Below are 12,486 nucleotides of genomic sequence, written 5' to 3'. Positions count from 1 at the left end.
GGGAGGCGAGGCGGATGCGGAGCGGGCGCCCGACGGCGTCCGCTCCGACGGCTTTACTTCGTCCGTGCGGCGGAGGCCAGCTTGGCCTGTGCGTCCTTGGCGGTCATCTTGTCGCTGTTCCAGAACTGGCTGACGACGTCCTTCATCGCGCCCTCGGCCGCCGCCGGCACGGCCATGCCGTGGGCGATCGACGGCACCAGCGTGCCGGCCTTGGCGTCGGCGGCGAAGTCCGCGGCCGACTGTTTGGCGCAGTCGTCGAACTTGTCCATCTTCATGCCGGTGCGCACGGGGATCGAGCCCTTGTTCAGGTTGAACAGCTCCTGGAACTCCGGCGACATGATGGCCGTGGCAAGGTCCTGCTGGGCCTTCTGGTTGGCCGCGTTCTTCAGCTGGAACAGCGCGAACGAGTCGATGTTGAAGGTGAAGGCCTTCTGCGTGCCGGGGGCGGCGGCGCAGATGAAGTCCTTGCCCGGCGCCTTGCCGGCGGCGATGAATTCGCCCTTGGCCCAGTCGCCCATTAGCTGCATGCCGGCCTCGCCCTTGATCACCATCGCGGTGGCCAGGTTCCAGTCGCGGCCCGGGGCGTTCTTGTCGGTGTAGTCCTTGATGCGCTTGAAGGTGGCCAGGACCTTCTCCATCTGCGGACCGGTCAGCGTGGCGGGGTCCAGCTGCACCAGCGCCTTCTTGTAGAAGTCCACGCCGCCGACGCCCAGCGCGACCGATTCGAAGACGGTGAAGTCCTGCCAGTTCTGGCCGCCGTGGGCGACCGGAACGATGCCGGCCTTCTTCAATGCCTCGGCGGTGACGAAGAACTCGTCCCAGGTGGTGGGCAGCTTGGCGCCGGCCTTCTTCAGCGCCTCGGGGTTGGCCCACAACCAGTTGACGCGGTGCACGTTGACCGGGGCGGCGATGTAATGGCCCTGGTACTTCATGATGTTGGCGACCACGGGCGGGATGACCTCGTCCCACTTGCCCGCGGCGGCGACCGCGTCGACGTTGGTCAGCACGCCCTCGCGGGCCCATTCCTGCAGCGACGGCCCCTTGATCTGCGCCGCCGCCGGGGCGTTGCCCGACACCACGCGCGACTTCAGCACCGTCATCGCCGAGTCCCCGCCGCCGCCGGCCACGGCGAAGTCCTTCCAGGTGTGACCCTGCTTCTGCAGCGTGGCCTTCAGCGCGGTGGCGGCCTTGGCCTCGCCGCCGCTGGTCCACCAGTGCAGGACCTCGACCTCGCCGGCGCGGGCCGCGCCGGCCGCCATCAGCGCGCACAGCGCCGTCGCCTGGGAGAGTTGCTTGAGCTTGTTCATTCCGTTGTCTCCGTGTCGTCAGGAAGCTGACGTGAATGTTGTCATGGGATGTCGTATGAGCGGGGACGGGAGCCGCCCCTGGCAAACCGTCTCAACGCGTCAGAACCAGACCTCGACCTGCGCGCCGAAACTGGTGCCGGAGGTCTGTCCGTCGTAGCCGGGCTCGCCCGTGACGTTGCCGGCGGCCCGGTTCCACTTGGCATGGGTGACGTAAAGCCGGAACTCGGGTCGGTCCATCAGCGCCGGGCCGGTGGACAGCGTCGGCGCGAAGGTCACCTTGGTCAGGCGTGCGCGTTCGCCGCCGTCTGGCTTGTATTGCGAGACGCCGGCCTCGGTGAGCAGCTTGAAGTTGCGGGTCACCGCATAGGACACGCGACCGCCGACCGAGGTGGACACCGTGGCCTTGCCGGCGTTGTCCTTCTCGTTGGCCCACAGCAGCATGCCCATGCCGCCCCAGGCGCCTTGCTGGAAGTTGACCGACTCGACGATGCGGACCTTCTTGGCCGCGGAGGTCGCGGTCTGGTCGCCGAAGTTGGAGTTCAGCCCGGTCGAGCCCTGCGCGTATTGCACCCACAGCACGTTGTTCAGCGAGGTGCCGAACAGCTTGCCCTGCACATGCTTGAACGCCAGGCCCCAGCCGTTGGTGCCTCCCGCGAACTGCGACTTGGTCGCGGTGGCGAAGATGTTCAGCGCGCCGTTCTCGTTGGTCGGCATGTCGACATACTCGACGTTGCCGCGATGGGCGGGGCGCTGGTTGTTGTCCTTGTCGTTGGTGTAGTACGCGACGCCCAGCTTGCCCGGGCCGATGCCCAGGCCCTTGATGCCGGCTCCGATGCCGGCCATCTCGGTGAAGTAGGTGTCGACGATGTGCACGTCGCCGCGGCGGCCGCGTTCCTTGCCGGCCCAGACGGTGGCCTCGGGCGCGAAGTCGAAGCCCTTGGCCTCGGCGTACATCTGCGCCAGGCGCAGGTGCTTGGCGTCGTCCGCGTCGGAATGCGGGTTCCAGTAGTCGGTCATCAGCACCACCCTGTAGTCGATGCCGTCCTTCTTGAAGCCCTGCGCGAGCTGGAACTCGCCGTAGATGTCGCACTCGTTGCCGAGCCGGTACTTCATGCCGCCCGTGCCGCCGTTCAGGGCGTAGCAGGCTCGGCTGACGCCGCCGTCGGTGGTGCCGCCCGGGCCGGCGCGGAAGTAGCCGGTGAAATCCACCGCCTGGGCGGAGCCGGCGGCCAGCAGCAGGCCGGCGGCCATGGAAAGCGTTGCACGTGCGTGCGGGGTGCGGGTCATGTTCAGTCTCCGTTGTGGTCCGCCGAACGCTGCTCCGGGCGTGCGATCGTTAAGCGGACGTTTATCTTTCTTGCATGCGGACTGAACTTTAATTTTCTGTTAATAAAACTATATTGGTGCTTACCAGGATGGCGTGGTGCGCGGTGTTCGCGCAAATGCTCGCGTGTGATCCCTTTGGGGGCGGATGGCGTGCGAATGCCTCGGGATCGGGCGTCGTCCGGGATTGGACCGAGCGTGATCGGAGCGACCGGGGCGCCCTTTTCTCCATGTCCCTCCTCTTCAACTGCCTACCGGCAGTCGAATTCACCTTCCTTGACTTACGAAAAGGGCTCCCCGGTCGCTCCGATCCGATGCACCGAGTGACGTGTGGGTGGGAGGACCAAGAGGGGTTTGGGGACTCGTCCGTCAGGGCAGGGCGGATGGCGTCTGAATGGCTCGGGATCGGGCGTCGTCGGGATTGGACCGAGCGTGATCGGAGCGACCGGGGAGCCCTTTTCTCCATGTCCCTCCTCTCCAACTGCCTCCCGGCAGTCGAATTCACCTTCTTTGACTTGCGAAAAGGGCTCCCCGGTCGCTCCGATCCGATGCACCGAATGACGCGTGGGTGGGAGGGGCGAGAGGGGTTTGGGGACTCGTCCGTCAGGGCAGTGGCAGATCGATCGCCACGCGCAGGCCGTGCGGTGCGACGCCGGACAGCGCGATGCGGCCGCCGTGACGCTCGACGATCTCCTTGACGATCGCCAGGCCCAGTCCGCAGCCATTGCCCTCGTGGGTGCCGCGGAAGAAGCGCTCGAAGACCTGCTCCCTCAGGTCGCTCGGAATGCCCGGGCCGTTGTCGGTGACGACCAGCTCGGCTCGGCCGCCCACGGCGCGGACCTGCACGGTGACGCTGGCGCCGCGGCCCGCGTACCGCAGGGCGTTGTCCACCAGGTTGACCAGCGCCTCGCGCAGCAATAGCGGGATGCCGATCACCTGGACGGGCGCGTGCTCGGGCTCCTCGCAGTCGGGACCGTCGTAGCCGAGGTCCACGTTGTGCTGCAGCGCGCGCGGCACCAGCTCGGCGGTGACCTCGCGCGCCAGTCGGCCCAGGTCGAGGTGCTCCGGCGTCTGGCGCGTCAGCGATTCGGGCTCGGTGCGTGCCAGCGCCAGCAACTGGTTGACGAGGTGGGCGCTGCGCGTCGCGCTCTCATGCACGCGCGCCAGCCGCATCGTCAGCGGACCGGGCGGGGCCTCGGCCAGCGCGAGCTCGCTCTGGCTCTTGAGCCCCGCCAGCGGCGTGCGCAGCTGGTGGGCCGCGTCGCTGATGAAGCGGCGCTGGCCCTGCACGTTGTGGCGCACCGCCTCCAGCAGATCGTTGATCGCCTGCGCCAGCGAGCGCAGCTCCTGCGGCGCGGCGTCGAGCTCGATCGGCCGCAGGTCGTTGGGCTTGCGGCCCTCGACCAGCCCGCGCAGCCGCGCGATCGGCGCCAGGCCGGCGCCCACGCCCGCCCACACGATCATGCTCATGAGCACGATCAGCGCCGACAGCGGCAGCATCGTGTCGATCAGCAGCCGGCGCGCGAGCAGCTCGCGATTGGCGCTGGAGCGCGCGACCTGCACCAGCATCGTCTGTTGCGCCTTCGGGTTCTCGCCGAATTGCAGGTACAGCGCGGCCACGCGCACCGGCGACGCCGGCTGGCCGTCGCCGTCCTGGCCGTCGAGCTCGCCGTCGTAGAACTGCGCCTCGCCCAGCGGCGGGCTGGCGGGCATCGCCGGCGGGCTGGGCAGGTTGCGATTGCCGAGGATGAACTTGCCCGGCGGCGAGCTGACGGTGTAGAGCAGCTTGTCGCTGGGGTCGGCCTCCAGCACGTCCTGCGCCGCGCGCGGGAAGTCGATCAGCAGGCCGTTGCCCATCGGCTTGACCTGCCGCGCCAGCGAGCGCGTGGCCTGCAGCAGCGTCGCGTCGACCGCCTCGTTGGCGTAGCGCCCGGCCAGGCGATAGCTGAAGGCCGCCCCGGCCAGCCACAGCACGAGTTGCGGCAGCAGCAGCCACAGCAGCAGTTGGCGTTTGAGCGAGAACCGCTGCGGACTCATGGCACGGTGAAAGGGGGAAGGGCGGAGGTGGGCCGGCGAGGGCGGCGTGACGTCAGGTCCGCTCCAGCTCGAGCAGGTAGCCCAGGCCGCGCACCGTGCGGATCGCCACCTGCGCGCCTTCGAGCTTGCGGCGCAGGCGGTGGATGTAGACCTCGACGGCGTTGTTGGCGGCCAGGGTGTCGGCGCCGCGGTCGCCCGACCAGGCCTGGTTGATCTGCTCCTTCGTGATGACGCGGCCCTGGTGCGTGAGCAGCAGATCGAGCAGGTCGAACTCGCGCGGGCTCAGCTCCAGCATCTCGCCCCGCACCTGCGCGCTGCGCGTCTCGCGCTGCATGCTGAGCTGGCCCAGCTCGGTGCTGGCCTTGAGCGCGCGGCTGCGGCGCAGCAGGGCACGCAGTCTGGCTTCGAGCTCGGGGAAGTCGAAGGGCTTGGTCAGGTAGTCGTCGGCCCCGGCGTTGAGCCCGGCGACGCGGTCTTCCAGGCTGTCCAGCGCGGTGAGGATCAGCACCGGCAGGGACTCGTCGGTCTGCCGCAGTTGGCGCAGCACTTCGAGCCCGCCCACCATCGGCAGGCCCAGGTCCAGCACGACCACGTCGAAGGCCTGCTTGGCGAGCAGGTACTGCGCGACCGCGCCGTTGGGCGCATGCTCCACGGTGAAGCCGATGGCGCGCATCTGTTCGCACAGGGCGTCGGCCAGGATGGCATCGTCTTCGGCGAGCAGTAGGTTCATGAACGGCAGATTAACAGCCGGCGCCGTGCCCTTCCATGGGGCAAGCCCGGGGCGGCGATCGCCCCGGCGCCCCGATGTCGGGCGATCGCCTACAGGCCGTGCCGGCGATGCCCGCTTGCCGGCGCGGCTGGGGGTTGGGGATACTTCACGTCACCCAGTCGCGCCGCGACCCGCGAGGCGCGCTCTTGAAGGAGAAGAGGCATGGATGCCACGACCCTCAAGCAAACGCTCTGGCGCGTCGTTTATACGAAGAGCGCCAACCTGAACAGCGGCGGCGATTGCGCCGGCCCCTGGCACCCCGACAAGGCGCACATCGAGCAATGCGCCGCCAACTTGCGAGCCCTGTCCCAGCGCGTGGGCATCCAGAGCAACGCGCAAGCCGCGACGAACGCGTCGACCTGGATCAAGGAACGGACCTGATCCACCGCGCGGGGGCCGCATAAGCACAGACGAATTTCTCGCTTCGATCCGCGAGCGCGGACAGGAACACTCGGCGGCATCGCGCCCCGTGGCGCCCTGATTTCCGCCCGCCGATGACCAGCAGTCTCCTGAATCGTCCCGTCGATCCTGTGTCCGTCCCCGCGTCCGGTGCGACGACCGATCGCTCCGCCGCGCCGTACCGTGATGTCGAGCTGGATCTGGCCCGCGCGATCGGTCCCGTGCTGGACGGCCTGGTCGAGCAACTGGCCGCCACCGCCGTGCGGCGCGACCGCGAGGGCGGCCATGCGGCGGAGCAGCGCGAGCTGATCCGCGCCAGCGGCCTGCTGGCCCTGACCGTGCCGGCCGCGCTGGGCGGATTGGGTGGCGGCGTGGCGGCGTTCTTCCAGGTCGTGCGCCGTCTGGCCCGAGTCGACAGCGCGCTCGCGCATGTGCTGGGCTTCCACCATCTGCAGCTCTACGGCGTATCGCTGTACGGCGGCCCCGCCGCGACGCAGCACGGCGCGCGGCACCTGCGCGAGACCGCCGAGCAGCGCCTGTTCTGGGGCAACGCGCTCAATCCCGCCGACACGCGCCTGACCGCCGTGCGCGACGGCGGCGGCTGGCGGCTGGACGGCGTGAAGAGCTTCTGCTCGGGCGCGCTGGGCTCGGACCGGCTGACGCTGTCGGCGGCGACCGACGAGGGCGGCTTCCTGATCGGCATCGTGCCGACGCGCCGCGATGGCGTGCGGGTCGAGCAGGACTGGGACGCCTTCGGCCAGCGCCAGACCGACAGCGGCACCGTGCGTTTCGACGCCGTGCGGCTGGACGACGAGGAACTGCTGCAGGTGCCGGGGCAGGGCCCGACGCCGCGCGCGACGCTGCGCTCCCAGATCGCGCAACTGATCATGACCCACCTGTACCTGGGCCTCGCCGAGGGCGCCTTCGACGAGGCGCGCCGCTACACGGCGACGCGCGCGCGGGCCTGGTCCGCGTCCGGCGTGGGGCGGGCGGTCGACGATCCGCTGATCCAACACCGCTACGGCGACCTGTGGCTCAAGGTGCGCGCGGCGCAATCGGTGGCCGCCGACGCGGTCGAGCGGCTGCGTCAGGCGCTCGATCGCGGCGAGGCGGTCACGGCGCGCGAGCGCGGTGAAGTGGCCGTCGCCAGCGCCGAGGCGAAGGTGCTGGCGCATCGCGCCAGCGTCGAGGTGAGCAGCCAGCTCTTCGAATTGACCGGCGCGCGCAGCACCTCGGCCGAGTTCGGGCTCGACCGCTTCTGGCGCAACGCGCGGGTCCACACGCTGCACGACCCTGTCGACTACAAGCTGCGCGACATCGGCCGCTTCCACCTCGACGGCCGCATTCCCGATCCGACGGCGTACTCCTGATCGACCGGGCGCCGGAAGGCCGGACGCACCGCTCACCCGACCGATAGAAAACCATCGAACGCGAGGCCTCCCCATGACCGCCGTCGTCGACCCGCTGATCCGTCTGGACGGTGTGTCCAAATCCTTCGCGCTGCCGGACGGGCGCCGCTTCGACGCGGTGCGCGACGTCAGCCTGAGCGTGCGACCGGGCGAGATCCTCGGCCTGATCGGCCGCAGCGGCGCCGGCAAGTCCACGCTGCTGCGCCTGATCAACCTGCTCGAGCGTCCCGACGCGGGCCTGGTGCGGGTGGCGGGGCGCGAGCTGACGACGCTGCCCGCCAAGGACCTGCGCCTGGCGCGTCAGCGGATCGGGATGATCTTCCAGCAGTTCAACCTGCTGCAGAACGCGACGGCGGCGGAGAACGTCGCTTTCCCGTTGCGACTCCACGCCGGCCATTCGCGCGCCCAGGTGGCGGACCGCGTCGCCGAGTGCCTGGCGCTGGTCGGCCTGGCCGATAAGGCCGACAGCTATCCGGCGCAGCTCAGCGGCGGGCAGAAGCAGCGCGTGGCCATCGCCCGCGCGTTGGCGCCGCGTCCCGACGTGCTGCTGTGCGACGAGCCGACCTCGGCGCTCGACGCCGAGACCACGCGCGAGCTGCTCGCCACGCTGGCCGACGTCAACGCGCGGCTGGGCGTGACGCTGGTCATCGTCACCCATGAGCTGGAGGTCGTGCACGCGCTGTGCCGTCGCGCCGCGGTGATCGCGGACGGCCGGCTGGTCGAGCAGTTCGACGTCGCCAATGCCGCGCGGCAGGCCGCGTCGCCGCTGGCGCTGGAGCTGGTCCGGCTGCAGCGTCAGGCGGCGATCGCCGACCAGGTGCCATCGCATGCCGCCACGTCGCATGCCGTCTCCAGCCCGACCTCGATCTTGAGTCCCGCACCGACCGCGACATCGACCTCGACCTCGACCTCGACCTCGACCTCGACCTCGACCCCAAGCCTTGCCGCGCCGTCGGCCCCGCTCGTTTCATCCCTGGAGGCGCTGCGTGCCTGAATCCATCGAGGCGTGGCTCGCCACCTGGCTGCCCCAGACCTTCGTCGCCCTGCTGCCCGAGCTCTGGATCGCGCTCGGCCAGACCGCGCTGATGCTGGCGATCGGGTTGGGCGCGGCGGTGTTGCTCGGCGGCCCGCTGGGCGTGGTGTTGTTCCTTCTGAGCCCGGGCCAATCGCTGTCGGGCCGGCGTGGCGCGGCGCTCGCGCATCGGTTGCTGAACTGGACGGTGAACACCGTGCGCAGCTTCCCGTTCATCATCCTGCTGGTGGCGTTGGTGCCGCTGACGCGTGTGATCGCGGGCACCTCGATCGGGCCGCTGGCCGCCGCGGTGCCGCTGTCGTTCGCGGCGATCCCGTATTTCGCGCGCCTGGTCGAGCAGTGCCTGCGCGAGGTGCCGCGCGGCGTCATCGAGGCGGCTCAGGCGATGGGGGCCTCCGAGACGCAGATCGTCTGGCGCGTGTTGGTGCGCGAGGCGCGGGCCGGCCTGGTGGGGGCGCTGACGGTGCTGGCCATCAGCTTCCTGTCCTACTCGGCGGTGGCCGGCGTGGTCGGGGGCGGCGGTATCGGCGACCTCGCGATCCGCTACGGCTATTACCGCTTCCAGACCGACGTGATGGTGCTGACCGTCGCGATCCTCATCGCGCTGGTGCAGCTCATCCAGTTTGTCGGCCATCGCCTCGCGCGGCGGCTGGACAAGCGATGACGGCTGGCGCAGCAGCCTGCCGTTTCCCTCATCGTTTCAACGACCCAAGGAACCGCCCCATGATCCTCGCCCGCCGCGGCTTGATGACCCTCGCGCTCGCCGTCAGCGCGCTGTCCACCGTTCTCGCCCCGGCCGCGCGGGCGCAGGACAAAAAGGAGCTGACGCTGGGCGCCACCGCCGGCTCCAACATCGAGGTGCTGCGCCAGGGCATCAAGCCGTTGCTGGAGAAGCAGGGCTACAAGGTCAAGCTGGTCGAGTTCAACGACTACGTGCAGCCCAACGTCGCGCTGGCGCAGGGCGCGCTGGACGCCAACTTCTTCCAGCACATCATCTATCTCAACCGCTTCCGCGAGGACCGCGGGCTGGACATCGTCGACATCGTGCAGGGACCGATGGCGCCGTTCGGCATCTACTCCAAGAAGCGCAAGAGCCTGGCCGACGTCCGGCCTGGCGACCGCATCACGCTGGCCAACGATCCGGCCAACCTGGCGCACGGCCTGGCGCTACTGGCCGACCAGAAGCTGTTGACGCTGAGGCCGGGCGCCGATCCGATCCGCGTCACGGAGAAGGACATCGCCAGCAATCCGCTCAAGCTCAAGCTGCAACCCATCGAGGCGGCGCAGATCCCGCGCACGCTCGACGACGCGGAGTACGCCATCGTCAACGGCAACTTCGCGATCTCCAGCGGGCTCAAGCTCAGCGACGCGCTGCTGCTGGAGAAGACGCCCGATCACTACATGCTGGTCGTCGCGGTGAAGGGCAAGGACAGGAACCAGCCCTGGGCCCGTGCGATCGCCGACGCCTTCCACGCGCCGGAGTTCAAGACCGTGCTGGAGCGCAACTTCCCGGGCTACGCGCGGCCGGCGTTCCTGCAATGAGCGCACCGATCCAGGCGACGACGCCGGCCCCGATCGCGCCGGCCAAGATCGTTCGCTTCAACGCCTTCGCGATGAACACGGTCGGGCATCAGTCGCCCGGCCTGTGGACCCATGAGCGCGACCAGTCGCACCGCTACACCGATCCCGACTACTGGCTGGACCTGGCCCGGCTGCTGGAGCGCGGCGGCTTCGACAGCGTCTTCCTGGCCGACGTGCTGGGCGTGTACGACGTGCACGGCGGCTCTCCGGACGCGGCGTTGCGCCATGCGATCCAGGTGCCGTTGAACGACCCGCTGGTGCTGGTGCCGCTGATGGCGTCGGTGACGCGGCACCTGGGCTTCGGCGTGACGTGCGCGCTGACCTACGAGCAGCCATACAGCTTCGCGCGGAGGATGTCGACGCTCGACCACCTGACGCGGGGGCGGATCGGCTGGAACATCGTCACCGGCTACCTCGACAGCGCCGCGCGCAACCTCGGCCAGCCGGCGCAGCTCGCGCATGACGAGCGTTACGACCTCGCCGACGAGTACCTCGACGTCGTCTACAAGCTCTGGGAGCTGAGCTGGGAGGACGGCGCGGTGCGGCGCGACAAGTCCGCGGGCGTTTTCACCGACCCGGCCAAGGTCCATCCGATCCGTCATCAGGGCGAGCACTACCGCGTGCCGGGCCCGCACCTGTGCGAGCCCTCGCCGCAGCGCACCCCGGTGCTGTTCCAGGCCGGTACGTCCAGCCGCGGCCGGGCCTTCGCGGGCCGCCACGCCGAATGCATCTTCGTCAGCGGGCCCAGCGTCGCCGTGGTGAAGGGCTACGTGGACGGGCTGCGCGGCGCGGCGCGCGAGGCGGGCCGATCGCCCGACGACGTACTGATCTACGGTCAGGCGCTGATCGTCACCGCGCCCACGCGCGAGGAGGCGCTGGCCAAGCACGAGGACCTGAAGCGGCATGTCGACATCGACGCCGCGCTGACCTTGCTGTCGGGGTGGACCGGCGTCGACTTCAGCCGCCATCCGCTGGACGCCACCATCGACTACCTCGACACGCAGGCCGGCCGCAGCGCGCTGGCCTCGTTCAGCAGCGCCGATCCGACGCGGCGCTGGACGGTCGGCGAGGCGGCGGCCTTCATCGGTCTGGGCGGGCGCGGTCCCGTGTTCATCGGCGATCCGGCGGAGATCGCCGATCAGTTGATCGCGTGGCTGGACGCGACCGGGCTGGACGGCTTCAACCTGACCTACGCGCTGGCGCACGAAACCTTCCGCGACGTCGTTGATCTCGTCGTGCCGGAACTGCGTCGGCGTGGGCGCTATCGCGAGGCAGCGACCGCCGACGACGGGCCGCGGACCTTGCGCCATCGACTGTTCGGCGAAGGCGACGGGCTCAAGGCCACGCACGCCGGACGACGGGTCACGCTGAGCACGCCCGACGGCGGGGCCGAGGTCGTCACGGTCGCGGCGTTGTCCACCGTCGCTGGCGGGGCCGCGGCCTCGACTGCCGTCGAGACCGCGGTTCTGCTCGATCCCGATCCGGCGTCGGCGTCGCCTTCCTCTCCCACCTTGTTTTCCCTATCCATCCCGTTGACGGAGCCCGTTGCATGACCGACCAGAAGAACGAATCGACCCGCAGGACGAGCTCGCCGAGCGCGGTGCATGCGGCGCATGCGACGACGTCCGCACGGCCCAGCCGCCGCGACGCGCTGATCCTCGGTGCCGGCGTGGCCGCCGGATGGACGGGCCTGGTCGGCGCGGCCAACGCGCAGACATCGAAGGACGCGCCGAAGGAGGTGCGCCTGGACTACGCGTATTACTCGCCGACCAGTCTGGTGCTGCGCCGCTTCGGCTGGCTGGAGGAGGACCTGGCCAAGGACGGCATCGGCGTGCGCTGGGTGCTCAGCGCCGGCAGCAATCGCGCGCTCGAATACCTGAACGCGGGCAGCATCGACATCGGCTCCACCGCCGGGCTGGCGGCGCTGCTGGCGCGCGCGAACGGCAATCCGATCCGCGCGCCCTACATCTTCTCGCGGCCCGAGTGGACGGCGCTGGTCGTGCGCGGGGACTCCGGCATCCGCTCGCTGGCGGACCTGAAGGGCAAGAAGGTCGCCGCGACCAAGGGCACCGATCCCTACCTCTTCCTGCTGCGCGCGTTGCACACGGCCGGGCTCAAGCGCGCCGACATCGAGCATGTCGGCCTGCAGCACGCCGACGGCCGCGCGGCGCTGGAGCAGGGCCGCGTCGACGCCTGGGCCGGGCTGGATCCGCTGATGGCGGCAAGCGAGCTCGACGCCGGATCGCGGCTGCTGTACCGCAACGTCGGCTTCAACACCTACGGCTTCCTCAACGTGCGAGAGGACTTCCTGGCGCGCCATCCCCGCGAGGTGCAACGCGTGATCCTGGCCTATGAGCGGGCGCGCCAATGGACGATCGCCCATCCGTCGGACGCCGCGAAGATCCTGTCCGAGGAGGCCAAGGTCAGCCTGCCGGTGGCCTTGCTGCAGGTCAAGCTGCGCACCGATTTTTCCCAGCCCCGGCCGTCCGACGAGCACGTCAAGGCGCTGCAGGCGGCCGCGCCCATCCTGACCGCCGAGCAGTTGGTCAGGCCCGGCGTGGACCTGAACCGCGCGATCGCGGAGCTGGTTGACACACGCTTCGCGGCGGGGCTGGTGAAGGCCTGATG

General features: G+C 69.8%; 11 protein-coding genes. 7 read left to right on the top strand and 4 right to left on the bottom strand.

Annotation, left to right across the window (positions count from 1 at the left end; translation table 11 throughout):
- Nucleotides 1–53: 53 nt before the first annotated feature.
- The 4 genes from CDN99_RS11115 to CDN99_RS11100 form a co-directional block, all read right to left on the bottom strand.
- Nucleotides 54–1,307 (bottom strand): ABC transporter substrate-binding protein, encoded by a 1,254-nt coding sequence (locus CDN99_RS11115; protein ID WP_088384928.1) that lies wholly within the window; start codon nucleotides 1,305–1,307, stop codon nucleotides 54–56.
- A 99-nt stretch (nucleotides 1,308–1,406) separates the two neighbouring features.
- Nucleotides 1,407–2,594, bottom strand: a complete 1,188-nt coding sequence (locus CDN99_RS11110) for a maltoporin (protein ID WP_088384927.1) — start codon at nucleotides 2,592–2,594, stop codon at nucleotides 1,407–1,409.
- Nucleotides 2,595–3,233: 639 nt separating this feature from the next.
- Nucleotides 3,234–4,667: a sensor histidine kinase gene (locus CDN99_RS11105; protein ID WP_088384926.1), complete on the bottom strand. Its 1,434-nt coding sequence runs from the start codon at nucleotides 4,665–4,667 to the stop codon at nucleotides 3,234–3,236.
- A gap of 52 nt (nucleotides 4,668–4,719) precedes the next feature.
- Nucleotides 4,720–5,397 carry a response regulator transcription factor gene (locus tag CDN99_RS11100; RefSeq protein ID WP_088384925.1) on the bottom strand — a complete coding sequence of 226 codons (678 nt, stop codon included), beginning with the start codon at nucleotides 5,395–5,397 and terminating at the stop codon, nucleotides 4,720–4,722.
- 201 nt (nucleotides 5,398–5,598) lie between these two features.
- Here CDN99_RS11100 and CDN99_RS11095 point away from each other — a divergent pair, with 201 nt between their 5' ends.
- The 7 genes from CDN99_RS11095 (at nucleotide 5,599) to CDN99_RS11065 (ending at nucleotide 12,484) form a co-directional block, all read left to right on the top strand.
- Entirely contained in the window at nucleotides 5,599–5,817 is a 219-nt protein-coding gene (locus tag CDN99_RS11095) for a hypothetical protein (RefSeq protein WP_088384924.1), read from the top strand.
- 128 nt (nucleotides 5,818–5,945) lie between these two features.
- Nucleotides 5,946–7,205, top strand: coding sequence for an acyl-CoA dehydrogenase family protein (locus CDN99_RS11090; protein ID WP_375134439.1), 1,260 nt, complete (start codon nucleotides 5,946–5,948; stop codon nucleotides 7,203–7,205).
- 73 nt (nucleotides 7,206–7,278) lie between these two features.
- Nucleotides 7,279–8,238, top strand: a complete 960-nt coding sequence (locus tag CDN99_RS11085) for a methionine ABC transporter ATP-binding protein (RefSeq protein WP_088384922.1) — start codon at nucleotides 7,279–7,281, stop codon at nucleotides 8,236–8,238.
- 28 nt (nucleotides 8,239–8,266) lie between these two features.
- A complete protein-coding gene (locus CDN99_RS11080) occupies nucleotides 8,267–8,941 on the top strand; it encodes a methionine ABC transporter permease (protein ID WP_088385211.1) in 675 nt (224 codons plus the stop codon).
- A gap of 59 nt (nucleotides 8,942–9,000) precedes the next feature.
- On the top strand, nucleotides 9,001–9,819 hold the full coding sequence (locus tag CDN99_RS11075) for a MetQ/NlpA family ABC transporter substrate-binding protein (protein ID WP_088384921.1): 819 nt from the start codon (nucleotides 9,001–9,003) through the stop codon (nucleotides 9,817–9,819).
- On the top strand, nucleotides 9,816–11,411 hold the full coding sequence (locus CDN99_RS11070) for an LLM class flavin-dependent oxidoreductase (protein ID WP_088384920.1): 1,596 nt from the start codon (nucleotides 9,816–9,818) through the stop codon (nucleotides 11,409–11,411). The genes CDN99_RS11075 and CDN99_RS11070 overlap by 4 nt, the downstream gene beginning before the upstream one ends.
- Nucleotides 11,408–12,484, top strand: coding sequence for an aliphatic sulfonate ABC transporter substrate-binding protein (locus CDN99_RS11065; RefSeq protein WP_088384919.1), 1,077 nt, complete (start codon nucleotides 11,408–11,410; stop codon nucleotides 12,482–12,484). Before CDN99_RS11070 ends, CDN99_RS11065 begins: the two co-directional genes overlap by 4 nt.
- Nucleotides 12,485–12,486 lie beyond the last annotated feature (2 nt).

It is taken from the genome of Roseateles aquatilis, from assembly GCF_002205645.1.
GTDB classification, from domain to species: domain Bacteria; phylum Pseudomonadota; class Gammaproteobacteria; order Burkholderiales; family Burkholderiaceae_C; genus Roseateles; species Roseateles aquatilis.
This window is presented reverse-complemented; position numbering and strand designations above follow the sequence as displayed.